General features: G+C 64.7%; 22 protein-coding genes. 8 read left to right on the top strand and 14 right to left on the bottom strand.

The genetic code is table 11. The features are described from left to right. Positions 1-75: 75 nt before the first annotated feature. The 3 genes from MKP08_RS04740 to nadB form a co-directional block, all read right to left on the bottom strand. The gene (locus MKP08_RS04740; RefSeq protein WP_256969999.1) at positions 76-2,106 is read right to left on the bottom strand and encodes a ribonucleoside-diphosphate reductase subunit alpha; all 2,031 of its coding nucleotides are present in this window, start codon (positions 2,104-2,106) and stop codon (positions 76-78) included. 433 nt (positions 2,107-2,539) lie between these two features. Further along, positions 2,540-3,427, bottom strand: a complete 888-nt coding sequence (locus tag MKP08_RS04735) for an alpha/beta fold hydrolase (protein ID WP_241555110.1) — start codon at positions 3,425-3,427, stop codon at positions 2,540-2,542. 44 nt (positions 3,428-3,471) lie between these two features. Continuing rightward, a complete protein-coding gene (nadB, locus tag MKP08_RS04730) occupies positions 3,472-5,058 on the bottom strand; it encodes an L-aspartate oxidase (RefSeq protein ID WP_241555109.1) in 1,587 nt (528 codons plus the stop codon). Between the two features lie 66 nt (positions 5,059-5,124). On the opposite strand from nadB, the gene MKP08_RS04725 reads away from it, so the two are divergent. Continuing rightward, entirely contained in the window at positions 5,125-5,358 is a 234-nt protein-coding gene (locus MKP08_RS04725; protein ID WP_215229210.1) for a hypothetical protein, read from the top strand. Here MKP08_RS04725 and MKP08_RS04720 read toward each other — a convergent pair. Continuing rightward, positions 5,355-6,290, bottom strand: a complete 936-nt coding sequence (locus tag MKP08_RS04720; protein WP_241555107.1) for an ABC transporter ATP-binding protein — start codon at positions 6,288-6,290, stop codon at positions 5,355-5,357. The two genes, MKP08_RS04725 and MKP08_RS04720, sit on opposite strands and share 4 nt — an antisense overlap. A gap of 98 nt (positions 6,291-6,388) precedes the next feature. Between MKP08_RS04720 and MKP08_RS04715 the strand changes: the two genes are divergently transcribed. Both MKP08_RS04715 and MKP08_RS04710 read left to right on the top strand, forming a co-directional pair. After that, positions 6,389-6,646, top strand: a complete 258-nt coding sequence (locus MKP08_RS04715; protein ID WP_215229683.1) for a zinc-finger domain-containing protein — start codon at positions 6,389-6,391, stop codon at positions 6,644-6,646. Between the two features lie 86 nt (positions 6,647-6,732). Then, complete coding sequence (locus MKP08_RS04710; protein ID WP_241555106.1) at positions 6,733-7,137, top strand: hypothetical protein; 405 nt, start codon at positions 6,733-6,735, stop codon at positions 7,135-7,137. Here MKP08_RS04710 and nth read toward each other — a convergent pair. The 6 genes from nth to MKP08_RS04680 all read right to left on the bottom strand — a co-directional run bounded on the left by nth (position 7,113) and on the right by MKP08_RS04680 (position 12,112). After that, positions 7,113-7,856, bottom strand: a complete 744-nt coding sequence (gene nth / locus MKP08_RS04705) for an endonuclease III (protein WP_241555105.1) — start codon at positions 7,854-7,856, stop codon at positions 7,113-7,115. The genes MKP08_RS04710 and nth overlap by 25 nt on opposite strands. Beyond that, positions 7,853-8,995 (bottom strand): alkene reductase, encoded by a 1,143-nt coding sequence (locus MKP08_RS04700; RefSeq protein ID WP_241555104.1) that lies wholly within the window; start codon positions 8,993-8,995, stop codon positions 7,853-7,855. The genes nth and MKP08_RS04700 overlap by 4 nt, the downstream gene beginning before the upstream one ends. Before the next feature lie 95 nt (positions 8,996-9,090). Next, positions 9,091-9,297 carry a hypothetical protein gene (locus MKP08_RS04695; protein WP_241555103.1) on the bottom strand — a complete coding sequence of 69 codons (207 nt, stop codon included), beginning with the start codon at positions 9,295-9,297 and terminating at the stop codon, positions 9,091-9,093. Positions 9,298-9,325: 28 nt separating this feature from the next. Further along, positions 9,326-9,757, bottom strand: coding sequence for a GNAT family N-acetyltransferase (locus MKP08_RS04690; RefSeq protein ID WP_241555102.1), 432 nt, complete (start codon positions 9,755-9,757; stop codon positions 9,326-9,328). Positions 9,758-9,782: 25 nt separating this feature from the next. Then, positions 9,783-11,357: a glutamine-hydrolyzing GMP synthase gene (gene guaA / locus MKP08_RS04685; protein WP_241555101.1), complete on the bottom strand. Its 1,575-nt coding sequence runs from the start codon at positions 11,355-11,357 to the stop codon at positions 9,783-9,785. A 50-nt stretch (positions 11,358-11,407) separates the two neighbouring features. Then, positions 11,408-12,112: a ZIP family metal transporter gene (locus MKP08_RS04680; RefSeq protein ID WP_241555100.1), complete on the bottom strand. Its 705-nt coding sequence runs from the start codon at positions 12,110-12,112 to the stop codon at positions 11,408-11,410. Between the two features lie 414 nt (positions 12,113-12,526). Between MKP08_RS04680 and gyrB the strand changes: the two genes are divergently transcribed. Together gyrB and MKP08_RS04670 are read left to right on the top strand one after the other, a co-directional pair. Beyond that, the gene (gyrB, locus tag MKP08_RS04675; RefSeq protein WP_241555099.1) at positions 12,527-15,046 is read left to right on the top strand and encodes a DNA topoisomerase (ATP-hydrolyzing) subunit B; all 2,520 of its coding nucleotides are present in this window, start codon (positions 12,527-12,529) and stop codon (positions 15,044-15,046) included. Between the two features lie 109 nt (positions 15,047-15,155). Then, positions 15,156-16,337, top strand: coding sequence for an NAD(P)/FAD-dependent oxidoreductase (locus MKP08_RS04670; protein ID WP_241555535.1), 1,182 nt, complete (start codon positions 15,156-15,158; stop codon positions 16,335-16,337). A gap of 29 nt (positions 16,338-16,366) precedes the next feature. Here MKP08_RS04670 and MKP08_RS04665 read toward each other — a convergent pair whose 3' ends face one another. After that, positions 16,367-16,663, bottom strand: coding sequence for a hypothetical protein (locus MKP08_RS04665; RefSeq protein WP_241555098.1), 297 nt, complete (start codon positions 16,661-16,663; stop codon positions 16,367-16,369). A 199-nt stretch (positions 16,664-16,862) separates the two neighbouring features. Between MKP08_RS04665 and MKP08_RS04660 the strand changes: the two genes are divergently transcribed. Then, positions 16,863-17,426, top strand: coding sequence for a PEPxxWA-CTERM sorting domain-containing protein (locus tag MKP08_RS04660; RefSeq protein ID WP_241555097.1), 564 nt, complete (start codon positions 16,863-16,865; stop codon positions 17,424-17,426). A 14-nt stretch (positions 17,427-17,440) separates the two neighbouring features. Here the strand turns inward: MKP08_RS04660 and MKP08_RS04655 are convergent, their stop codons facing one another. After that, the gene (locus MKP08_RS04655) at positions 17,441-19,048 is read right to left on the bottom strand and encodes a carboxyl transferase domain-containing protein (protein ID WP_241555096.1); all 1,608 of its coding nucleotides are present in this window, start codon (positions 19,046-19,048) and stop codon (positions 17,441-17,443) included. A gap of 118 nt (positions 19,049-19,166) precedes the next feature. On the opposite strand from MKP08_RS04655, the gene MKP08_RS04650 reads away from it, so the two are divergent. Further along, the gene (locus MKP08_RS04650) at positions 19,167-21,248 is read left to right on the top strand and encodes a M13 family metallopeptidase (protein WP_241555095.1); all 2,082 of its coding nucleotides are present in this window, start codon (positions 19,167-19,169) and stop codon (positions 21,246-21,248) included. 37 nt (positions 21,249-21,285) lie between these two features. On the opposite strand, the gene MKP08_RS04645 is transcribed toward MKP08_RS04650, so the two are convergent. Continuing rightward, on the bottom strand, positions 21,286-21,579 hold the full coding sequence (locus tag MKP08_RS04645) for a hypothetical protein (RefSeq protein WP_241555094.1): 294 nt from the start codon (positions 21,577-21,579) through the stop codon (positions 21,286-21,288). Between the two features lie 132 nt (positions 21,580-21,711). Beyond that, on the bottom strand, positions 21,712-22,617 hold the full coding sequence (locus MKP08_RS04640) for an aspartyl protease family protein (RefSeq protein WP_241555093.1): 906 nt from the start codon (positions 22,615-22,617) through the stop codon (positions 21,712-21,714). Positions 22,618-22,706: 89 nt separating this feature from the next. On the opposite strand from MKP08_RS04640, the gene MKP08_RS04635 reads away from it, so the two are divergent. Beyond that, positions 22,707-23,189, top strand: a complete 483-nt coding sequence (locus MKP08_RS04635) for a PadR family transcriptional regulator (RefSeq protein ID WP_241555092.1) — start codon at positions 22,707-22,709, stop codon at positions 23,187-23,189. Positions 23,190-23,191 lie beyond the last annotated feature (2 nt).

Raw genomic sequence — 23,191 nt, 5'->3', positions numbered from 1 at the left:
CCAAACGCCCCCCCCCGCATCCTGTCCGGAGTGGGGGGGTCTTTAATTCGAACCCGCTTGGGGACTACCGAAATCTCACTGGCAGCTGAGGCATTCCTCGTAATCGGTTTCCGCGCCGTCGCCCGCGGCGAGTTCGTATTTCGCCGCGTCGGGGGTGTTGTCGGTTTCCACCCCGCCAGCGAAGCCGGCGCGCTGCACGCTCTTCGAGCGCAGGTAGTAAAGCGACTTGATGCCCTTCTCCCACGCGCGGAAGTGCAGCATCATCAGGTCCCATTTATCGACATCGGCGGGGATGAACAGGTTCAACGACTGCGCTTGGTCGATATAGGGCGACCGGTCGGCCGCGAATTCCAGCAGATAGCGCTGATCGATCTCGAAGCTGGTCTTGTAGACCGCCTTTTCCTCGGCCGTGAGGAAATCGAGATGCTGCACCGATCCGCCCCGCTCGAGGATCGAGTTCCACACCGCGGTCGAATCCTTGCTCTTCTTGCGCAGCAGTTTTTCGAGATACGGGTTCTTCACGATGAAGCTGCCCGACAGCGTCTTGTGGGTGTAGATATTCGCCGGGATCGGTTCGATGCAGGCGCTGGTGCCGCCGCAGATGATGCTGATCGACGCGGTTGGCGCGATCGCCATCTTGCAGCTGAAGCGCTCCATCGCGCCCATTTCCTCGGCGTCAGGGCACGGTCCGCGCTCCTTCGCCAGCACCATCGATGCCTCGTCCGCCTTGGCGCTGATGTGCTGGAACATCTTCAGGTTCCAAGCCTTCGCCATCGGCCCTTCGAGCGGCAGCCCTTTCATCTGGAGGAAGGAGTGAAAGCCCATCACGCCCATGCCGACGCTGCGTTCGCGCGCGGCGGAGTATTTCGCCCGCGCCATCTCGTCCGGCGCGCGGTCGATATAGTCCTGCAGCACGTTGTCGAGGAAGCGCATGACGTCTTCCACGAACCGCTTGTCCCCGTTCCACTCGTCCCACTTTTCGAGGTTGAGCGAAGAGAGGCAGCACACCGCGGTGCGATCGTTGCCGAGATGGTCGCGGCCCGTCGGCAGAGTGATTTCGCTGCACAGGTTCGAGGTCGATACCTTCAGACCCAGCTCCCGGTGATGCTTGGGCATCATGCGGTTTACCGTGTCGTTGAACACGATGTAGGGCTCACCCGTCGCCAGCCGCGTTTCGACCAGCTTCTGGAACAGGCTGCGCGCGTCGACGGTCTTGCGGACCGATCCGTCGCGCGGGGAAACGAGGTCGAATTCCGCGCCATCGCGGACCGCTTCCATGAAGGCGTCGGACAGCAGCACGCCGTGGTGCAGGTTCAATGCCTTGCGATTGAAGTCGCCGCTGGGTTTGCGGATCTCGAGGAATTCCTCGATCTCGGGGTGACTGACATCGATATAGCACGCCGCCGAGCCGCGCCGCAGCGAGCCCTGGCTGATCGCCAGCGTCAGCGAATCCATCACCCGCACGAAGGGGATGATGCCGCTGGTCTTGCCGTTGAGGCCGACCGGCTCGCCGATGCCGCGTACCTGGCCCCAATAGGTGCCGATGCCGCCGCCGCGGCTGGCCAGCCAGACATTCTCGTTCCAGGTGCCGACGATGCCTTCCAGGCTGTCCTCGACGCTGTTGAGATAGCACGAGATCGGCAGGCCCCGGCCCGTGCCGCCGTTCGACAGCACCGGCGTCGCGGGCATGAACCACAGGTTCGAGATGTAGTCGTAGAGCCGCTGCGCGTGATCCTGATCGTCGGCATAGGCATCGGCGACGCGGGCGAACAGGTCCTGGAAAGTCTCGTCGGGCAGCAGGTAACGGTCGATCAACGTCTCCTTGCCGAATTCGGTCAGGTTCGCGTCGCGCGCGGGGTCGGTCGCGATATCGAAGCGGCGCGCATTGACCCGCTTGCTGTCGTTTTGCGGAGAGGTCGCGGTCTTCATCGCTTCGGCCATGGCGGATGCCGCAGCGTCGACCAGCGTACCTGAGCCCGCGTCCCCCTTGTCCATGCGCACCGCCTTGTCGCTCTTCGCGACCTGCGACGAGGTATCCGTGTCGATCGTGTCGACGGCCGCATCCGCGCTATCCATCGTCATCCCGGTATCCTTGCTGAAATCCATCTCGTCGCCCCAATCGCTGGCTTCCCGACGATTCGTGATATCGCCGAATGTTCCACATATGTTCGTGCAAGTCGAGCGCCGTGCGTCCGTCTTGCATATAGGTAGGGTTCGCAGGATTTCCCGTCCCCCGTCAGTCCCCAGGCCGTCCACAGTCTGCCCACCGGTTTGTCCCGGCACCGCTAGGTCTTGGGGCTCGTCTGCGAAGCGAACCACTAGATACTGAATCAGAGCGGCGGAATGCGCAATAGGGCGAAAGGGCGATTTGCCGTGAGCACCCGTCCCGATCACAGGTGTTTCATGATGACAATACACCGCGACGCGTGGACCAAGCTGGCCTCTCGCCAAGGCAAGCCGGAAAACGAATCCGTGAAAAAATTTATCGCCGGAAAAGCGGTCGAGCGGGGCTTTAAATCAATCGAATCGGAGGGCGCAATTATGCTGCGCCGCGCGCGTGCTCCGCGATCAGCGCAGCGAAGCGATCGACCAGCGGCAATGGCAGGTCGTGACCCATCCCGGGGAAGGTCTCGATCCGCGCGCCGGCGATGCTCGCGGCGGTATCGCGCCCGCCCGCGCTCGGGACCAGCGGATCGTCCTCGCCATGGATCACCAGCGTCGGGGCCTCGACCCCGGCGAGGCGCGCGCGGCGGTCCCCATCGTGCAGGATCGCGGCGAGCTGGCGCTGCATCCCGGCGGGATAGACGCTGCGGCGGACGGTCTTCGTCACCCGGTCACGCAAAGCCTCCTCGTCCACCGGATAGCCCGGGCTGCCGATAACACGCGCGATCTTCATTCCGTGTGCCACCAGCACAGCCTCGTCCGCCGAATCGGGCCGCTTGGTCAGCACGTCCATCGCCTCCTTCTTCGCAGCGGGCAGCTTCGGATTGCCGGTGGTCGACATGATGGAGGTGAGGGTGATGGTCTTACCAGAATGGTTCGCGGCGACGAGTTGCGCGATCATGCCACCCATACTCGCGCCCACGATATGCGCCCGGTCGATCGCCAACGCGTCGAGCAAGGCGGCGGCATCGTCCGCCATGTCAGCCAGGGTGTAGGGAACCGCGGGCTTCAGCCCGATCTTGCCCAGCAGGATCTGTTTCGCCGGGCCAGGGAACTTCGCCCCTTCCATCTTCTGCGACAGGCCGATGTCGCGATTGTCGTAGCGGATCACACGGAAACCCTCGGCCACTAACGCATCGACCAGCTCGTCGGGCCACAGCGTCATCTGCGCGCCCAGCCCCATGATCAGCAGGATCACCGGCGCATCGCGGGTCCCGCGATCTTCATATTCGAGCGTGACCCCGTTTGCGTTGATCTGGGGCATTCGTGCGTCCCTCCCGCTTCTGTTTCGCCTTGTCCGACGTATCCCTACGGCACCAGCACCGTATCCTTGGCCACCGGATCGGTCTCCGGCCAGTCGAGCGTGAAATGCAGACCACGGCTCTCGTGCCGCTTCAGCGCGCTCTTCACGATCAGGTCGGCGGCCTGATGGAGGTTGCGCAGTTCGATGAGGTCGGTGGTGACGCGGAAAGCGCCGTAATAATCCTCGATTTCGCGCCCCAGCGTGGCGATGCGGTGCGCCGCGCGCTCCAGCCGCTTGGTCGTGCGCACGATGCCGACATAGTTCCACATGAACCGGCGAATTTCGGTCCAGTTCTGCTTGATCACGACCTCTTCGTCCGAATCAGTGACGCGGCTGGCATCCCACGGCTTGATCGCCGGCGGCCCTTCCAGATCGTCCCACCGGTCTAGGATATCGCGCGCCGCCGCCTCCCCGAACACGAAGCATTCGAGGAGGCTGTTGGAAGCAAGCCGGTTCGCGCCGTGCAGCCCGCTTTCGGTGCATTCGCCCGCCGCCCACAGGCCGGGCAGATCGGTCCGCGCGTCGAGGTCGACCAGCACGCCGCCGCAGGTATAATGCTGGGCCGGTACGACGGGGATCGGCTCCTTCGTCATGTCGATGCCGAGGCCCATCAGCTTCTCGTAGATCGTCGGGAAGTGTCCCTTCACGAAATCGGCGGGCTGATGGCTGATGTCGAGATGGACATAGTCGAGGCCGTAGCGTTTGATCTGGTCGTCATTGGCGCGGGCGACGATGTCGCGCGGGGCGAGTTCCATGCGTTCGGCATCGTATTTCGCCATATAGCGCTCGCCGGTCTGCGGGTTGATCAGCCGTCCGCCCTCGCCGCGCACCGCCTCGGTAATGAGGAAGTTCTTGACCTCTAGATTGTAGAGGCAGGTCGGGTGGAACTGCATCATCTCCATGTTGGAGACGCGCGCGCCTGCGCGCCACGCCATGGCGATGCCGTCACCAGTCGCGCCGCGCGGCGCGGTGGAGAACAGATAGACGCGGCCCGCACCGCCCGCTGCCAGCACCGTAGCGCGTGCGACGTGGCACTCGACCTCGCCCGTCGCCTCGTCCAGCGCATAGGCACCCCACACCCGGCCCGAACCCGAAAACCGTTCCGCATGGTGGCCGGTGATCAGGTCGATACAGCTGCGCCCCGGCAACAGGGTGATGTTGGGATTGGCCTGGGCAGCTTTCAGCAGCGCCTCCTGCACCGCCCAGCCTGTCGCGTCGGCGACATGGACGATGCGGCGGTGGGAATGACCGCCCTCGCGGGTGAGGTGCAGGTCGCCGCTTTCGCGATTGAACGGCACGCCGAGCTCGATCAGCCGGTCGATCGCCAGCGGCGCGCGCTCGATCACGAATTCGACCGTCTCCCGGTCGTTGAGCCCGGCGCCGGCGACCATCGTATCACGAATATGATCGTCGAACGTGTCGCCAGCATCGAGCACCGCGGCGATGCCGCCCTGTGCCCACGCGGTGGAACCGCCATCGAGCGAGCCCTTCGCCAGAACCAGCACTTTCCTCTGCTGCGCCAGCGCCAGCGCGGCGGTGAGCCCGGCAGCGCCCGAGCCGATAACCAGTACGTCGTGATCGGAATGTGACATGGCTCCCCCATGGCGAGCCGGGAGGTTGACGGCAAGCGCAGAGCGTAGGATGGGAACTGGCTACGCGTGGCGATCCAATGGAACGATCGCTGGCGATGGGAACGCAGGGTGGTCAAGACGAAACTGAGATGCCTCTTGGGCAAGCACGAGCCCGACCGGATGCGGGTGTTCGTGGAAAGCGACGGGTTCTTCGGCATCTGCCGTGCCTGCGGGGCGAACATCGTGCGGCGCGACCGGAACGATTGGGTCTCCGATCCGATGGGTCGTGCAGGTATTCTGGCTGAAAGCCGGAAGGGCTAGCCCGCGCCCGTCAGCTGGACGAACACGTCCTCCAGATCCGCCTCGCGCGTGGTCACATCCTCGATCGCGTAGCCGTGGCCCTGCACCAGCGCCAGGACCTGCCCCGCCGTGGTCGTGTCGCGATCGTAGGTGATGTCGAGCCGGCGCAGCTCCACCACTTCCGCCTTCACGAACGCCTGTTCCATCGGCGGGCCGGCGATGTCCTTGTCGACGGTGATCGACACGATCTTCTCGCGCGCCATGCTGACGAGATCGCGGGTCGGCTTGTTAGCGATAAGCTCACCATGGTTGATGATGGCGATCCGGTCGCACAGCTGCTCCGCCTCTTCGAGATAATGCGTCGTCAGCACGATCGTCACGCCTTGCCGGTTAAGGTCGGTGACGAGTTCCCAGAGCTGGCGGCGCAGTTCGACATCGACGCCTGCGGTCGGCTCGTCCAACACCAGGATCGGCGGGGAATGGACCATCGCCTTCGCGATCAGCAGCCGCCGCTTCATTCCCCCGGACAGCGTGCGGGCATAGGCATCGCGCTTGTCCGAGAGGTGGACCGCCGCGAGCAGTTCCTCGCTGCGCCGCTCGGCCTTGGGAATGCCGTAGAAGCCGCCTTGGTTCTCCAGCACTTCGAACGGGGTGAAGAACGGATCGAACACGATTTCCTGCGGCACGATCCCGATCGACCGCTTCGCATTGCGCGGATTATCGTCGATGTCGAAGCCCCAGATCGATGCCTGGCCTGAGGTCTTGGTCACCAGCCCCGCCAGGATGTTGATCAGGGTCGACTTGCCCGCGCCGTTGGGGCCGAGGAGGCCGAAAATACCACCCTGCGGCACGTCGAAGCTGACGCCTTTTAGCGCGAGCTTGCCCTCGCCGCCCTTCTCCCCGGCATAGCGCTTCACGAGATTGTCGATCCGGATGGCGGGAGGCTGGGTCATGGCCCGTGCGCTTAGGACCGCGCGATGTCTTTGGCTAGAGCGGCGCGCCTTGCCCGTTGCCAGCCGCGCGACGGAGCCTTATCGCATCACCCACTATGATGACACCGCCTCCCGAAACCGTGAAGGTCCTGACGCGCCGCGTATGGTGCGACGGCGCGACCGATATCCGCAGCGGCGCGAACTATCGCCCCGCCGCGCTGGGCCACCCCAAGGTCTATTTGGAAATCGACGAGCACGGCTACGTCGATTGCGGTTACTGCGACCGCCGCTTCGTGCTGGAAGGCGGACCCGCCGACGGGGTCGACCAAGCGGCATTGCGCGACATTTCGGAAGGGGCCGACCCGGGCCACCGCTGAAACCGTCGCGCCGCCGGAACCGGCCACACTCAGCTTCGGTTCAGTGTATATCCGCTATTGCCTGACGGCAAAGGAGTACACCAACCATGAAAAAGCTGATTGCAACCGCATTGGCCGCCTCCGCGATGGCGGTCGTTCCTGCAGCTTCGGCCCAGGACGCGCCCAGCAAGGGCGAGCAGAAGCTGGCCAAGATGCTCGAAGGTCGCGTCGCTGGCGAGGCCGAGGACTGTATCTTCGTGAGCGGCACCAGCCCGCAGATGACGATCATCGACAAGACCGCGATCGTCTATCGCCAGGGCAGCACGATCTGGGTCAACCGGCCGGAGCATCCCGAAAATCTCGACGATAGCGATATCCTCGTGACGGAACGGTTCGGCGGGAATTTCTGCCGCCTGGATCATACCTACATGATCGATCGCACCGGCGGGTTCTATTCCGGCCCGGTGTTCCTCGGCGAATTCGTGCCCTACCGCCTGCCTGACAAGGGCTGATATGGCGAAGACGGTTTCCGCTGCCCCGTCGCGCAATCCGCGCGCACGGGGCAGTTTTTGCATCGGGGCTCGCGCGGGCGGCAGAACGTCTGGCCGAGTTTTTTCAGCAGCAGGTGGTGCTCGTCCATGTCGGCCGCATGCCATTCCGGCGGCAATAGCGGCATGAGTGCGTCATAAGCGCGTGCCGTATCGGCCTTGGCCGGCACGAACCCCATGCGTTGCATGATTCGCCGATGGTGCGAATCGATCACCATGACCGACCTGGCGAAGCCGCTGGTATTCATTACGCCGGCGGCGATCTTGCGCCCCACGCCGGGCAGCGCCTCCAGCCATACCATCGCCTCCGCGGTCGGCAGGTTGGAGAGGTGCCGCAGGTCGACGCTGCCGCGCAAGGCAACGACCTGTTCCAGGCAGGCCTTCAACCGCCGGGCGGATTGCTCGGGAAACGTCTGACGCGCGAGACGGTCGGACAGCTCCGCGACCGGCGCTCTCGCTACCGCTTCCCAGCTGCCGTAGGTCGACAGCAGCGCGTCGGTGGACGCGTTCGACACCGCAGTCTTGCTGCGCGCGCCGATCACGCCATGCACCAGCACCCATTCGGGTGACCGGCGCTTGTCGATCGGTCGGACGATGCGCCCGAAGGCGTCGATCAGCGCGGCCTGCGTTCGGCGCAGGATTTCGGTGCGAGGATCGTCGCCAAAGGGTAGGCGATCGCTCACTCCAGCGGCAGCGGATCGTCGATCTTATTCAGTGCGGGGTAGTCGACATACCCCTCCGCCCCACCACCGTAGAAGGTATCGGCATCGGGCTCGTTATAGGGGCCGTCCGCGGCGATCCGCGCGGGCAGATCGGGATTGGCGATGAACTCCCGCCCGAACGTAACCGCGTCGGCACGACCGTCGCCGACCCACGCGGCCGCCTCCTCCGGTTCGAAATCGCCATTGGCGACGAACACCCCGTCGAACGCCTCGCGCATCGCGCCAACGATGCTGTCGCCCTCTTCCGATCCGCCGCTGCCGGTCTGGCCGTTGGGGCGCACAACATGGAGATAGGCGAGGCCGCGTCCGGCGAGCTTCGCAGCCGCTGCCGGGTAGGTCTCCTCCGGCTTCTCGTCGGATGTCCCGCCCGGCCCGCCCATCGGCGACAGGCGCACGCCGACGCGGCCCGCGGGCAGGACCTCGGTAACCGCGGCGACCACCTCGTCCAGCAGGCGCAACCGATTGTCGAGGTTGCCGCCATAGTCGTCGTCGCGCGTATTCGTCTCGCTGCGGATGAACTGGTCGATCAGGTAGTTGTTCGCCGCGTGGATCTCGACGCCATCGAAGCCCGCTTTCGCCGCGCAGCGTGCGGCATGGCGATAATCGTCCAGCAGGCGCGGAATTTGGTCGAGCGGTAGCGCACGCGATTCCCCAAACGCGACGGTCGGCCCTTCCTCGTGCCGGTCGCCCACGAACGCCTCGCCCTCGGGCGTCCAGGCGCTGGCCGATACCGGTGCCTTGCCATCGGGCTGGAACACCGGATGACTGATCGCGCCGACATGCCACAGCTGGCAGAAGATGCGTCCACCCGCATTATGGACTGCGTCGGTCACCAGCTTCCAGCTTTCGACCTGACCCTCGGTGAAGATGCCCGGCGTCCAGGCATAGCCCTGACCCTCATGGCTGATCTGCGTCGCTTCTGAGACGATCAGGCCGGCGGACGCACGCTGGCTGTAATAGAGCGCGTGAAGCGGGGTCTGCTCGCATTCCTCGGCGGTCGAGCGGCTACGGGTAAGCGGCGCCATCCAGACGCGGTTGGGGACGGTGAACGCGGGAAGGTCGAGCGCGTCGAACAGCGCGCTGTGCTGGGTGTCGGTCATGGGGGCTCCGGTGCTGAGGACAATGCGGGCGGCAGACGACCGCTCGGTTCGTGTTTGCAACGCGAATGGCCTGCGCTGCGTTCCGGCTGCCGGGTCTACGAGGCCGCGTAGCGTGCGGCGAACACGGCCTCGCGCTCGGCCTTCTTCATTCCGGCGGTTTCATCCATGAAGCGATTGCGATCAGCGCGGGTCGAGAACACCCACACGCATACGCTGTCCGGCCCGTGGTAGATCGCCTTCAGTTCGTCGTCGATCGCGTTGAGTGCGGGCGGGATGGCCACAGGGATGCAAATGGAGTTCATGGCGCTGCCTCTGATGGTTGCGGATCGTTTATAGCTCGCGCGCGAACCGCAGACTGGTTCGCATGTAGCCGAGCCGCTCATAGAAACGATGCGCGGCTTCCAGTTCGAGCCGGCTGGTCACCTCGATCAGCGTGCACCCGTGGCTCGATAGTCGCCCCTGTGCGGCACGCACCAGCGCGCTGCCAATCCCGCAGCCTCGCCAAGCCTCTTCCACGACCAAGACCGAAATCCGGCCGACCGGTGCGGGGCGGTGCGGAGTCACCATCCGGCTAGTTGCGATGCAGCCTACAGGCGTGTCATCAGTAGTCACCGCCACCAACAGGTCGTCGCCGCGATCCTGCATGGCGGCCAACCGATCCGCAATCAGTGTGGGCGAGAGATCGAAACGGATTGATCCGAACAGGCGCGAAATCGCTTCGCAATCCGCCGCGCGGCCATCCCGGATCGCGAAATCGCTCATCGAAGGCCGTTTGCTTTCAGGCGGATCACTCCCACTCGATCGTGCCCGGCGGCTTGCTGGTGTAATCGTAGACCACGCGGTTGATGCCCTGCACCTCGTTGACGATGCGGGTGGCGCACTGGGTCAGGAAGGCCGCATCGAAGGGATAGACGTCGGCGGTCATGCCGTCGGTGCTGGTCACGGCGCGCAAACCGCAGACGCTGTCATAGGTGCGCCCGTCACCCATCACGCCCACGGTCTTGACCGGCAACAGCACGGCAAAGGCCTGCCAGATCGCGTCGTAGAGCCCGGCGTTGCGAATCTCCTCCAGATAGATCGCGTCGGCCTTGCGCAGGATGTCGCAGCGCTCCTTCGTCACCTCGCCGGGAATGCGGATGGCGAGGCCAGGGCCGGGAAAGGGGTGACGGCCGACGAAGGCCTCTGGCAGGCCCAGCTCGCGGCCCAGATCGCGCACCTCGTCCTTGAACAGTTCGCGCAAGGGCTCGACGAGCGCCATGTCCATCCGCTCCGGCAACCCGCCGACATTGTGATGGCTCTTGATCGTCACGCTCGGCCCGCCGGTAAAGCTGACGCTCTCGATCACGTCGGGATAGAGCGTGCCCTGCGCGAGGAAATCGGCCCCGCCGATCGCCTTCGCCTCTTCCTCGAACACGTCGATGAAGGTCTTGCCGATGAACTTGCGCTTCTTTTCGGGGTCGGTCTCGCTCGCGAGGCCGGTGAGGAAGCGCTCCTCCGCGTCCACCACCACCAGTGGGATATTGTACGATCCGCGAAACAGCGATTCGACCTGCTCGCGCTCGTTGGTGCGGAGCAGCCCATGGTCGACGAACACGCAGGTCAGCTGCTCGCCGATCGCCTCGTGGATCAAGACCGCGGCGACCGCGCTATCGACGCCGCCAGAAAGGCCGCAGATCACCCGCTTGTCGCCGACCTGCGTGCGGATTTCCTCGATCTTGGTCGCGCGAAATTCGGCCATGGTCCAGTCGCCCGCGAGCCCGCAGACATGGCGCGCGAAATTGGCGAGCAGCTTCGCGCCGTCGGGGGTGTGCACAACCTCGGGGTGGAACTGCGTCCCGTAGAGCTTGCGCGACTCGTCGGCGATCACGGCGAAGGGCGCGCCGTCGCTGGTCGCCACGATCTCGAACCCGTCGGCGAACTGGGTGACCTTGTCGCCATGGCTCATCCACACTTGGTGCCGCTCGCCGACCTGCCACAGCCCGTCGAACAAGGCGCATTCCTGTGTGACGGTGAGATAGGCGCGCCCGAACTCTCCCCCTTCGCCCGTCTCGTGCCCCGGCCGGACCTCGCCGCCGAGCTGGTGCGTCATGACCTGCTGGCCGTAGCAGATGCCCAGGATCGGCAGGCCACTGTCGAACAGCACCTGCGGCGCGCGGGGGCTGCCGTCCTCAGGCACGCTGGCGGGCGAGCCGGACAGAATGATGCCCTTCGGTTTGAGCCGCTCGAACGCCTCCTCGGCCTGGGTGAAGGGAGCGATCTCGGAATAGACGCCCGCCTCGCGAATGCGGCGCGCGATCAGTTGCGTCACCTGGCTGCCGAAATCGACGATCAGGATGGAATCGGGAAGGTGCTCTTGGTCCATGCGCGCACCTAGGCCACGCGCGCGAGGCAAGTCCAGCGTACGGCGCGCGGCTATCCGCCGCTCAGCGAACCGAGCACGAAGGCGAGTATCACGCCGAGCGCGGTGGCGACCCCGGCCCAGTGGCGATCCTCCTTGAACGCCTGTGGGAAAACTTCCGTCGCGAGGCTCGCGACCACGGCCCCAGCCGCGAAGCAGCGGATCACCGCCAGCACTTCCTCGGGCGCACCTTCCAGCAACAGGTTGCCCGCGATCGCCGCGGCAGACAGCAAGGCGGCGGTCGCGACCCACAGCCACAGCGCCTTTGTTTTGGAGTGCCGTCCACCTGCCATGCTCTTGGCCCCGCCCGCCGCCTCCGGCAGGTTGGAAAGCAGGATCGAACCCGCCAGCGCCGCGACTTCCTTCGGACCGGCACCGATCAACGCGACGCCGAGCGCGAGGTTCTCGGGTATCCCATCAAGCGTGATCGCCGCCAGCAATCCGCCGCCCGAGTTCGAGCCCCATTTCTCGTCGACCAGATAATCGAGCACAGCGAATACCACCGCGCCAGCCCCGACACCCGCCATGGCGTGAAAGATCGAGCTCTTGTCGATCGACGGCTCGATCAGTTCGCTGACCACCGAAAGCAGCAGCGCACCGCCTGCCAGCGCGACGATGAACCCCTCGGTACGCTTTCCCAGCTTTCCATAAATGCCCCAGGCCGCGCCGAGTACAAGCGCTCCTGATACGACCGCAACTACGATAAGCGTCATGATCATGGTTCTGCCGCTACGCCCTCCAGTAGGAGCGGTAAAGCGGATCGGCGGGGTACCCCCGCGGAAAAATGCTTCCCTTTCAAGCAACAACGTTGCGCAAGTTTGCGCGCTTTTCACGTAATCTCCCGTTCATGTTGCGCCTAATGCAACTCACCTGCGGATTTTCTCACTTTTGGCTAGCGCGAGACGCGCCTATTTGCCCCTCAGAGCCGGGCGGCGAGTGCCTCTCTCCCCCCTCCCCCCAAAGCCTCGCCGTCCGGTCCTCTACCTCCCCACACATTCGAGCACCTCGATCATCACGTCGCTTCGCGCGCGAGGCACGCGATGGATTTTGCCCGCTTTCCAAGCCGTGGACAATAGCGACCGAGACAGCGCACGAAACTTGGGTTTTCCTGCGGCCGCGCCTATATAATCGGCATGGACGAGAACACCGGAAACACCCCCAAAAAGAACGGCTATGGCGCGGACTCGATCAAGGTCCTGAAAGGCCTCGACGCGGTCCGCAAACGGCCCGGCATGTATATCGGCGATACCGACGACGGGTCGGGCCTGCACCACATGGTGTTCGAGGTGTCGGACAACGCCATCGACGAAGCGCTGGCCGGGCATTGCGACCTCGTACTGATCGAACTCAACCCTGACGGCTCGGTCTCGGTCGAGGACAATGGCCGCGGCATTCCGGTGGACATGCACAAGGAAGAAGGCGTGTCGGCGGCAGAGGTCATCATGACCCAGCTGCACGCGGGCGGAAAGTTCGAGAACACGAGCGACGACAATGCCTACAAGGTGTCGGGCGGCCTCCACGGCGTTGGCGTCTCGGTCGTCAACGCGCTCAGCGAATGGCTCGAACTCAAGGTCTGGCGCGACGGCAAGGAGCACTGGATGCGCTTCGAGCATGGTGACGCCGTGAAGTCGCTCGAAGTTACGGGCGACGCCCCGCCGGTCGAGAGCAATGGCAACGAGGACGGTTTGAAGAAGGGTACGCGCGTCACCTTCCTGCCCAGCACCGACACGTTCAAGAACGTCACCGAATTCGATTTCGACAAGCTCGAGCACCGCTATCGCGAACTCGCCTTCCTCAATTCCGGCGTGCGCATCAAACTGCACGACCGGCGGGGCGAGGAAACCGCGGAGCACGACCTGTTCTACGAAGGCGGGATCGCGGCCTTCGTCAAATATCTCGACCGCAACAAGGAAGCGCTGATCGCCGAGCCGATCTCGGTGAGCGCGGAGAAGGACGGCATCGGGATCGACGTCGCGCTGGAATGGAACGACTCGTATTACGAGAACGTCCTCACCTTCACCAACAACATCCCGCAGCGCGACGGCGGCACGCACCTCGCCGCCTTCCGCGCCGCGCTGACCCGCACGCTCAACAACTACGCATCGGCCAGCGGGCTGATGAAGAAGGAGAAGGTCAGCCTCTCGGGCGAGGACATGCGCGAAGGTCTTACCGCGATCGTCTCGGTCAAGCTGCCCGATCCCAAGTTCGGTTCGCAAACGAAGGACAAGCTCGTCAGCTCCGAAGTACGCCAGCCTCTGGAATCGCTGATGGGCGAGAAGATGACCGAGTGGCTGGAGGAAAACCCCGCCGACGCGAAGGCGATCATCCAGAAGATCATCGACGCCGCCGCCGCGCGCGAGGCCGCGCGACGCGCACGCGAAATGAGCCGCAAGGGCGCGATGAGCATCGCCTCGCTCCCCGGCAAGCTCGCCGATTGCCAGGAACGCGACGCGACGAAGGCAGAGCTGTTCCTGGTCGAGGGTGATTCGGCTGGTGGCTCCGCCAAGCAGGGCCGCGATCGAAAGACGCAGGCGATCCTGCCGCTCAAGGGCAAGATCCTGAACGTCGAGCGCGCGCGCTTCGACCGGATCATTTCGTCGAAGGAAGTCGGCACGCTGATCCAGGCGATGGGCACCGGCCTGCGCGACGAATTCAACCTCGATAAGCTGCGCTATCACAAGATCGTGATCATGACCGACGCCGACGTCGACGGCGCGCATATCCGCACGCTCCTGCTCACTTTCTTCCACCGCCAGCTGCCCGAGATCGTGAAGGCTGGCCACCTCTTCATCGCCCAGCCGCCGCTCTACAAGGTGAGCAAAGGCCGGTCCGAAGTGTATCTCAAGGACGATCGCGAGCTCGACCGCTACCTCACCAGCACCGGGCTCGACGGACGCGTCCTGCAAACCGCAGGCGGCGCGCGGGCGGATGCCGATCTTGCTGCGCTGGTCGACCACGCGATGCGCGTGCGCAATCTGATCGGCTTTGCGCCGCGCCGCTACGACCCCTTCATCATCGAAGCGCTGGCCATGGGCGGTGCGTTCGATCCGGCCGATCCGGGTTCGGCAGCCGCGCTGGATGCCGCCGCGGCACGGTTGCAGATGGGCGATAGCGAGGCCGAGTGGTCGGGCCGCCGGGGCGAAGACGGCAACGTCCGGCTCGAACGGGTGTGGCGCGGCGTGACCGACGTCCACCTCGTCGATGCCAAGTTCCTCGAAAGCGCGGAGGCGAGGAAGCTCCATTCCGTGCTGGCGCTGGAGGCGGAAACCTACGCCGCGCCCGCCCTGCTGGTGAAGGGTGGTACGCAGGAGCCGGTCTCCCCCGAAGGGGAAGGCGACGACGAAACCGATTCCGATTCGCCCGCGCTGACGGACGACAACGCGATCACGCGCCCGACGCAATTGCTCGACGCGGTGCTGGCGGCGGGGCGCAAGGGCCTGTCGGTCCAGCGTTACAAGGGGCTGGGCGAGATGAACGCGGAACAATTGTGGGAGACCACGCTCGACCCCGAAAACCGCTCGCTGCTGCAGGTAAAGGTCGAAGATGCCGACGTGACCGACGAGATCTTCACCCGCCTGATGGGCGACGTGGTCGAGCCGCGCCGCGAGTTCATCCAGGTCAACGCCCTGAACGTCGCGAACCTCGATATCTGACCCCGCTCAGGCCGACGATTAGAACGGATCGCTGACGCCGATGGCCGAGTCTCCTGCGGGGACGGCCCGGCTCGACAAGCGACGTGCGGCCCGTCACAGCCGGCCTGCGATGGATTACGATGCGATTATCCTGGGCGGCGGAGCGGCCGGCCTGTTCTGCGCCGCCATAGCGGGGCAGCGCGGGCGGCGCGTGCTGGTCTTGGAGCGGTCGGAGACGGTCGGCAGAAAGATTCTGATTTCCGGCGGAGGGCGGTGCAATTTCACCAATCTCGGTACCGGGCCGGAGAATTATCTCTCGGCCAATCCGCATTTCGCCAAGAGCGCGCTCGCCCGTTATACGCCGCGCGATTTCCTCGATCTGATCGAGCGATACGGCATCGCCTGGCACGAGAAGACACTGGGTCAGCTGTTTTGCGACGGCAGCGCCCGGCAGATCGTCGACATGCTGGTGGCCGAATGCGACAAGGGCGGGGTAGAGATTGTAACCGGCGCGGAAGTCTCGTTGGTCGAGGCGATAGAAGATGGCTACCATGTCTCTTCCCACGATGCATCCTACAGGGGCGCGCAACTCGTCATCGCCACCGGTGGCCCATCCATCCCCAAGATGGGCGCGAGCGATTTTGCCTACCGGCTCGCGCGGCAATTCGGCCTCAAGATCGTCGAACCGCGCCCGGCGCTGGTACCACTGGTGCTCGGCGGTGAGGAAGTCCTGTTCCGCGAGCTGTCGGGCGTCTCCGCCCCGGTCGAAACCCGCTCTGGCCCCAAAAAAGGGCGCGGCACTTTCCGCGAGGCGGCGCTATTCACGCATCGCGGACTGTCCGGCCCGGCGATATTGCAGGCGAGTTCCTACTGGCGACCGGGCGAGCCGGTGGACGTGGATTTCGTGCCGGACGCCCCGGATGGCTGGTTGATCGCGGCAAAGGCGCAGGCTCCGCGCAAGACAGCCGCGGCGCTCCTCGCAGAACATTTGCCCCAACGTCTCGCGGAAACTCTGGCCGACCGGCTGGGGCTGGATCGTCCCCTCGGCGAAACCACAGACAAGGTATTGCGTGCGGCGGAGACGCGGCTCGCCAACTGGCGCTTTACCCCGTCGGGAAGCGAGGGCTTCGCCAAAGCCGAGGTCACCGCCGGGGGCATCGCTACCACCGACCTGTCATCGCAGACTCTGGGGGCGAAACGCGTGCCCGGCCTTTACGCGATCGGGGAAGCGGTGGACGTTACCGGATGGCTCGGCGGCTATAACTTCCAGTGGGCATGGGCGAGCGGTTACGCCTGCGGGCAGGCACTCTAGGACCGAGCGATCCGCCTCGCCCGATTTGCCTAGGGGGTCGGGGTGGGTGCCGGAGCGGGGCTCCTGGTGCCGGGCGTGGGCGATCCCGGCAGGTCGGAAATGACCGGAGGGGCGGTATCGGACGTTGCCGCACCGGTGGTGGTTTCCGGAACGGTGACCGTTTCCACCGGCTCTTCCGGCAGATCGACCGGCACGCCGGTTTCGGGCGCGGCGGTCGCGCCGACAAGGTCGGTGGTGCTGTCCTGCTCGTCCTGCGCAGGCTCTCCGCAAGCGGCGAGGCCGAGCGCGAGCGAACCGGCGAGTGCGATTTTGGCGAGGATGCGCATGTGAACTCCTTCGAAGACTGATGCCCCCGATCTACGAATGAAGGGCTATGGAAGTTTCACGCACGCTCGGATGGGGCGCGCCCGTGCTGCGCCCCATCCGCGAGGGCGCCTGCGTCCTTCGACTTGCCATAACGCTAAAAGTGAATTTACCATGTTTATATCAGGGGCCTCGCCCCGAGTCGGCAGGGGGAGTTCGACCATGTATCGTTGGGGTATGGGAATTGCGGCGATCGTGCTGGCGGGCGCCGGTCCGGCGCAGGCCGCGACGGTGATCGATTCCGGGACGTTCGACGCGGACGATTTCGTATACGAGTCGCCCAGCACGACGCTGGGTCCGGGCCGCTACCGCTTCGTGGTGCAAACCTCGGTGCCGGTCGATGGATTTTTCGGTGACGCGATCAAGCAGACCACCACCAATTTCTATTGCGACGAGGGCGATGGCGAATTCGCCTGCGGCGGCGACGATGTCCCGACCTACGCTTCGTTCACGCAGGTCAATCCGTCGCGATATCTGGCGACGCTGACCGTGGATGCACCGCAAACGGTGTATTTCGGCGGAGGCGGTTTCGAGACCGGCTACGACGAATTCGACAGCTGCTGCGAATTCGAATTCTCCTTCGAGACGACCCAGGGTGGGAGCTACACACTGTCTTACGGCGCGGTTCCGGAACCGGCGCTGTGGATGCTGATGATCCTCGGCTTCGGCGCGGTCGGCGGGGCGATGCGCAAGCGGCGCACAACGGCCAGCGTTTCCTACGCCTGAGCCGTTTCGTTTGCCTACATCCTGAACACGCCGAAGCGCGGACGCTCGGGGATCGGGGCTTCGAGCGTGGCGGCGAACGCCAGGCCCAGCACATCGCGGGTCTGCGCCGGGTCGATCACCCCGTCGTCCCACATCCGCGCGGTGGCGTAATAGGGATTGCCCTCGCTCTCGTACTTCTCGCGGATCGGGGCCTTGAATTCCTCGGCCTGTTCCTCGGTCCAGTTGTCGGCATCGCGGTGGACGGTGGCGAGCACGCTCGCCGCCTGTTCGCCGCCCATCACCGAAATGCGCGCATTGGGCCAGGTGAACAGGAAGCGCGGTGAATAGGCCCGGCCCGCCATGCCGTAATTGCCCGCGCCGAAGCTGCCGCCGATTACCACCGTGATCTTGGGCACGTTGGCGGTGGCAACCGCCGTGACGAGCTTCGCCCCGTGCTTGGCGATGCCTTCCGCCTCGTATTTCCCTCCGACCATGAAGCCGGAGATGTTCTGGAGGAACAGCAACGGGATGCGCCTCTGGCAGGCAAGCTCGATGAAATGCGCCCCCTTCATCGCGCTTTCCGAAAACAGCACGCCGTTATTGGCGAGGATCGCGATCGGCATGCCCCAGATATGCGCGAAGCCGCACACCAGAGTGCCGCCGTAATCCTTCTTGAACTCGTGGAACTCGGAGCCGTCCACCAGCCGCGCGATCACCTCGTGCACGTCGTAGGGCGCGCGCACGTCCTCGGGGATCAGGGCATAGAGATCGTCCGCGTCGAATTTCGGCGGGCGCGGGTCCTTGACCGCAAGATCCGCCGCCTCGCCAGTGTTCGCGCCCAGATGGCTCACGATGTCGCGCACGATGGTGAGCGCGTGCTCGTCGTTCTCGGCCAAATGATCGACCACGCCGCTCTTTTTCGCGTGGAGATCGCCGCCGCCCAGATCCTCGGCGCTGATTTCCTCGCCCGTCGCCGCCTTCACCAGCGGCGGGCCGGCGAGGAAGATGGTGCCCTGGTTGCGCACGATCACGGTCTCGTCGCTCATCGCCGGGACATAGGCACCGCCTGCGGTGCAGCTACCCATCACGCAAGCGATCTGCGGAATGCCGAGGCTGCTCATCTGCGCCTGGTTGAAGAAGATGCGCCCGAAATGATCGCGGTCCGGGAAGACCTCCGCCTGATAGGGCAGGTTCGCGCCGCCGCTGTCGACCAGATAGATGCACGGCAGGCGGTTCTCCTGCGCGATTTCCTGCGCGCGCAGATGCTTCTTGACCGTCATCGGGTAGTAGCTGCCGCCTTTCACCGTGGCGTCGTTGGCGGCGATCATCACCTGCCGCCCGGCCACGCGCCCGATCCCGGCGATGATCGATGCGCCGTTGACGTCACCGCCGTACATGCCGTTCGCGGCCAGCTGCCCGATCTCGAGAAAGGGACTTCCTGGATCGAGCAGCCGCTCGACCCGCTCGCGCGGCAGAAGCTTGCCCCGTTCGACATGCTTGTCGCGATGCCGCTCCGGCCCGCCAAGCGCCGCTTCGGCTACGCGGGCACGCAATTCGGCGGCCAGCGCGCGGTTGTGTTCGGAACGGGCCTTCGCTTCGGGGCTTTCGCGGTCGAGCGTCGAAGTCAGCACAGGTGCGGTCATGGGCAATGCGCCTAGCGCGTGGCGCGGCAATCGCCAACCGCCATGCGCGTTCATTGCCAGTACCGGTGGCCGGGCGTATGCGAATGCACCGCATTCACAGACAAGGTCGTCCGCACCGATGAAAACGCCGCTTCTCGCCGCCCTCCTGGCTTCCACCGCTGCACTCGGCACGCTCACCGCCTGCCAGGTTCCCGACCAGGCGATGGAGCAGGCAGCGCCGCAGGGCACCGAACTCGGCATCCGCACCGACTGGATGGACATCTCCGCCAACCCAGGCGACGACTGGTACGAATATGTCGACGGCGGCTGGATGAAGAAGACCGAGATTCCTGCCGACCGGTCCGGCGTCGGCGGGTTCTTCATCGCCGATCAGCAGACCGAGAAGAACCTCGCCGCTCTGATCGCCGAGATCGAGAAATCCGATCCCGAGCCCGGCACCAATGCCGCGCGGGTCAAGACTTTCTACGATGCCTATCTCGACACCAAGGCGATCGACGCGGCGGGCATGACGCCGATCCAGCCCGATCTCCAGCGCTTCCAGGCGATCACCGACAAGCGCGACTTGGCCTATGTCCTGGGCAGCCAGGTCCGCGCCGACGTCGATCCTCTCAACGCCACCGATTTTGCGACCGAGAATCTGTTCGGCGTGTTCGTGACGCAGGCGCTGAAGGGCGGCGAAGTCGTGCCCTATATCCTGCAAGGCGGGCTGGGCATGCCGGAGCGCGAATACTACCTGTCCGACGATCCGAAGATGGCGTCGCTGCGCGACCAGTATCGCAGCTATATCGGCAATTTGCTGAAGGCCGCGGGGATCGCCGATGCCGAAGCCAAGGCGAAGCGCGTCTTCGACCTGGAAATGAAGATCGCGCGGGCGCATGTCAGCCGCGAGGAAAGCGACGACTGGGCCACCGCCAGCAGCCTGTGGTCGCAGGACGACTTCGCGCAGAAGGCCCCGGGGCTGGACTGGAACGCGTTCTTCGCCGGTTCGCAGCTGTCGCCGTTCAAGACCTTCGATGCCTATCACCCTGCCGCGATCACGCAGCTTTCCGCGCTGGTGGAATCGCAACCGCTGGACGCTTGGAAGGACTGGCTCACTTTCCACCAGATCAATGCCAATGCCGATGTGCTGCCCACCAAGCTCGACGATCTGCACTTCGCCTTCTACGGCAAGGCGCTGTCGGGCACGGAGCAGCCGCGACCGCGCGACAAGCGCGCGCTGGCGGCGCTGAACGCGAACATGGGCGACGCGCTGGGCCAGCTCTATGTCGAGAAATACTTCCCCGCCTCAGCCAAGGCCGAGATTCAGGGGATGGTCGACAACATCAAGACCGCATTCGCCAACCGGATCGACCGGGTCGACTGGATGGCCCCCGAAACCAAGGCGGAAGCCAAGAAGAAGGTCGAGACGATGGAAGTCGGCGTCGGCTATCCCGACAGCTGGACCAGCTACGACGATCTCGACCTGAAACCGGGCGCGCCCTACGCCGATATGCAGGCGGCGGAGAAGCTGCGCTACCGCCAGCAGCTGGCCAAGATCGGCAAGCCGCAGGACAAGCGCGAGTGGTGGATGAACGCGCAGCTCGTCAACGCGGTCAACCTGCCGGTGCAGAACGCGCTCAACTTCCCCGCCGCGATTCTCCAGCCGCCCTTCTTCGATCCGAAGGCCGACCCAGCCTTCAACTACGGCGCGATCGGCGCGGTGATCGGGCACGAGATCAGCCACAGCTTCGACAACAACGGCGCGGCGTTCGATTCGACCGGCGCGATGCGCAACTGGTGGACCGACGCGGACAAGAAGAAGTTCGAGGAAGCGGGCAAGGCGCTGGCCGACCAGTACGACCAGTACGAGCCCTTCCCCGGCCTGAACGTGAAGGGCGAGCTGACGCTGGGCGAGAACATCGCCGACATCGCCGGGCTACAGGCCGCCTACGACGCCTACCGCGCTTCGCTGAACGGCAAGGAAGCGCCGGTGATCGGCGGTTTCACCGGCGACCAGCGTTTCTTCATCGCGTTCGGCCAGACCTGGGCGACCAAGATGCGCGAGGCGGCGCTGCGCCAGCGCATCGCGACCGACGGCCACGCACCGGGCAACTACCGCGCGCTGACCGTGCGCAACATGGATGCCTGGTACAAGGCGTTCGACGTGAAGCCAGGGGCGAAGCTCTACCTCGCGCCGGAAGATCGCGTACAGGTCTGGTAAGACAGACAGGAGCGTAGCGGCCGTCGCAGGATTGCCGCTACGCCTCTTGCGGCTCCGCCTGCCCATCGACCTGTTCCGCCGGGTCCGCAGCGAAGAGGTAGCGATAGACCCCGACCAGATTGATCAGCAGCAGACCGATGTTCTGCCAGCCGATCCCTTCCCCTTCGTCGTTGAGGAAACCCCAGGCGATCAGCGCGGAGGAGCTGGTGACGAAGATGACGAAGCCCCACCCGGTCGGTCGTGTGCCGAGATTGAGCGACACGATGAATGCAGCGAGCAGACCCGCGCCGGCGCCGTAATATTGCAGGATGTTCAGGGTCGTCTCGCTCATCGGGTCGGCCTTTCGCAGCTGCGCGGCGGGGTTCCGCCACGCAATCGGAGCAACGGATGCACGGCCCGTTGTTTCCATGTCCGATCAGAGACTTATTTTGGGCCAAGTCTCGCCCGGACCATCTGTTGCCGGTCACCTCGCGGGAGGGAACCATGTGAGCTGCCTGGCCGGGTCCATCACGAACGTCATTTGCCTGATCCACGGCCAGCCGATCAGCGGGTGTTCGATGTCGGCGAAGCTGACGACCGGGTTCTCGACCGACCACGAACCGGCCGAGATGGTGCCGTAGATTTGCGCTTCAAAAACGGGAATGGTCTTCGAGTTCGCCGCAAAGCCCAACTCACCGACCTGCTTCGGCGGCGACAGAAAAGCGAACCTGTCGCGATAGGATAGCGGCAGGATGGTGTTGCTGGTGCTGCCCGTGTCGACGATCGCATCGATCTTCACGCCCCCGATCGACAGTTCGATGAGCGGGACCGTATCGCCCTTCTCCCCGTGCCAGCGGACCGGCTCGCCCCATTCGCCAGGGACCTTGTCGGAAGCCAGCACGGTCAGCTTCGATCCCGGCCCGTCGAACTTCACGAGCGCGCCGTCGAAACTGGAAGGACCGATAATTCCCTCTGCATTGCCCGGGTCGTAAGGAAAGACCGTCCCGCGCCGATCGGGAATGCGAACCGGCCCGACCATGACGTTGCGAAAGCAGCTGTCGTGGCCGGGGACCGGCATGCCAGCTCCATCGACTGAAGGAGAGGGACCGAGGTTCGGCAGGTCGAGCCGATCCGCGAGGTCATAGGATACCAGGTTTCCCCCCGATCCGAAGTCCAGCACGAATGGTGCCAGTGGATGTTCGCCGATCTGGACCATCACCAGCGGCGTTGTGGCCGACGCGAAGATCGGGATATCGCGATCGTTGGGGGAAGGTTCGACCATGCCGCCGCTGCCTTCTCCACATACGGGCTCCTCGGCATTCGCGGGAGAAAGTCCGCCGAACGCGATGGACGCCGCCAGCGCCATCTGGATAAGATAGGATTGCCGCATCGGCATTTCTCCAATTAGTACGATTCGTACTAAACATAGTGTAGGTATCGATACTGGCAAGCGAGTTGACCGAAATCGAAGGGGCGATCATGTCCGAGATCGCGGATCGCGGGCAGAAAACCGCGTTCCAGGTACGCAAGGCGTTCCAGAACTCGCCCTCGATCGAATGGAGCGGCAGTGCCGGTGCCGTCTATCCCGCGGTCAGGCGTCTGGTCGCGGCGGGGCTGCTCGACGCCGTGGCGCAGGACGACAAGCGGGCGACCAAGCATCTGTTCCTGACACCGCGAGGGCGCGCCGCGTTGAAAGCCTGGTCGCGCGACTGCCTGCGCTCGGTCAGTGTCGGTATCGACCCGTTTCGCTTGCGCTCCGGTATCTGGCTGAACTCGGGCGACCTGCGGGACGAGTCCTTCATCGCACGCTTGCGCGCGGCGCTGGAGGAACGCCTTGCCGCCGAGATAGAAGATCAGAAGAGCGAAGACGCGGTCGAAGCGATTCGGATCGAACTCAATATCCGCCTGTTGCGGATGCGGATCGAGTGGCTGGACGAAGCAATCGAGGCTGCCGCACCATAAGG

Source organism: Erythrobacter sp. LQ02-29 (assembly GCF_022576075.2).
Classification (GTDB): Bacteria; Pseudomonadota; Alphaproteobacteria; order Sphingomonadales; family Sphingomonadaceae; genus Alteriqipengyuania.
Note: the sequence above shows the minus strand (reverse complement) of the source record. Positions and strands in the feature narration are given on the sequence as shown.

Coding starts and splice junctions, on each gene's coding strand:
- MKP08_RS04740 (WP_256969999.1), bottom strand. CDS start 2,106: ATGGATTTCAGCAAGGATACCGGGATGACGATGGATAGCGCGGATGCG.
- MKP08_RS04735 (WP_241555110.1), bottom strand. CDS start 3,427: ATGCCCCAGATCAACGCAAACGGGGTCACGCTCGAATATGAAGATCGC.
- nadB (WP_241555109.1), bottom strand. CDS start 5,058: ATGTCACATTCCGATCACGACGTACTGGTTATCGGCTCGGGCGCTGCC.
- MKP08_RS04720 (WP_241555107.1), bottom strand. CDS start 6,290: ATGACCCAGCCTCCCGCCATCCGGATCGACAATCTCGTGAAGCGCTAT.
- MKP08_RS04715 (WP_215229683.1), top strand. CDS start 6,389: ATGACACCGCCTCCCGAAACCGTGAAGGTCCTGACGCGCCGCGTATGG.
- MKP08_RS04710 (WP_241555106.1), top strand. CDS start 6,733: ATGAAAAAGCTGATTGCAACCGCATTGGCCGCCTCCGCGATGGCGGTC.
- MKP08_RS04700 (WP_241555104.1), bottom strand. CDS start 8,995: ATGACCGACACCCAGCACAGCGCGCTGTTCGACGCGCTCGACCTTCCC.
- MKP08_RS04695 (WP_241555103.1), bottom strand. CDS start 9,297: ATGAACTCCATTTGCATCCCTGTGGCCATCCCGCCCGCACTCAACGCG.
- MKP08_RS04690 (WP_241555102.1), bottom strand. CDS start 9,757: ATGAGCGATTTCGCGATCCGGGATGGCCGCGCGGCGGATTGCGAAGCG.
- guaA (WP_241555101.1), bottom strand. CDS start 11,357: ATGGACCAAGAGCACCTTCCCGATTCCATCCTGATCGTCGATTTCGGC.
- MKP08_RS04680 (WP_241555100.1), bottom strand. CDS start 12,112: ATGATCATGACGCTTATCGTAGTTGCGGTCGTATCAGGAGCGCTTGTA.
- gyrB (WP_241555099.1), top strand. CDS start 12,527: ATGGACGAGAACACCGGAAACACCCCCAAAAAGAACGGCTATGGCGCG.
- MKP08_RS04670 (WP_241555535.1), top strand. CDS start 15,156: ATGGATTACGATGCGATTATCCTGGGCGGCGGAGCGGCCGGCCTGTTC.
- MKP08_RS04665 (WP_241555098.1), bottom strand. CDS start 16,663: ATGCGCATCCTCGCCAAAATCGCACTCGCCGGTTCGCTCGCGCTCGGC.
- MKP08_RS04660 (WP_241555097.1), top strand. CDS start 16,863: ATGTATCGTTGGGGTATGGGAATTGCGGCGATCGTGCTGGCGGGCGCC.
- MKP08_RS04655 (WP_241555096.1), bottom strand. CDS start 19,048: ATGACCGCACCTGTGCTGACTTCGACGCTCGACCGCGAAAGCCCCGAA.
- MKP08_RS04650 (WP_241555095.1), top strand. CDS start 19,167: ATGAAAACGCCGCTTCTCGCCGCCCTCCTGGCTTCCACCGCTGCACTC.
- MKP08_RS04645 (WP_241555094.1), bottom strand. CDS start 21,579: ATGAGCGAGACGACCCTGAACATCCTGCAATATTACGGCGCCGGCGCG.
- MKP08_RS04640 (WP_241555093.1), bottom strand. CDS start 22,617: ATGCGGCAATCCTATCTTATCCAGATGGCGCTGGCGGCGTCCATCGCG.
- MKP08_RS04635 (WP_241555092.1), top strand. CDS start 22,707: ATGTCCGAGATCGCGGATCGCGGGCAGAAAACCGCGTTCCAGGTACGC.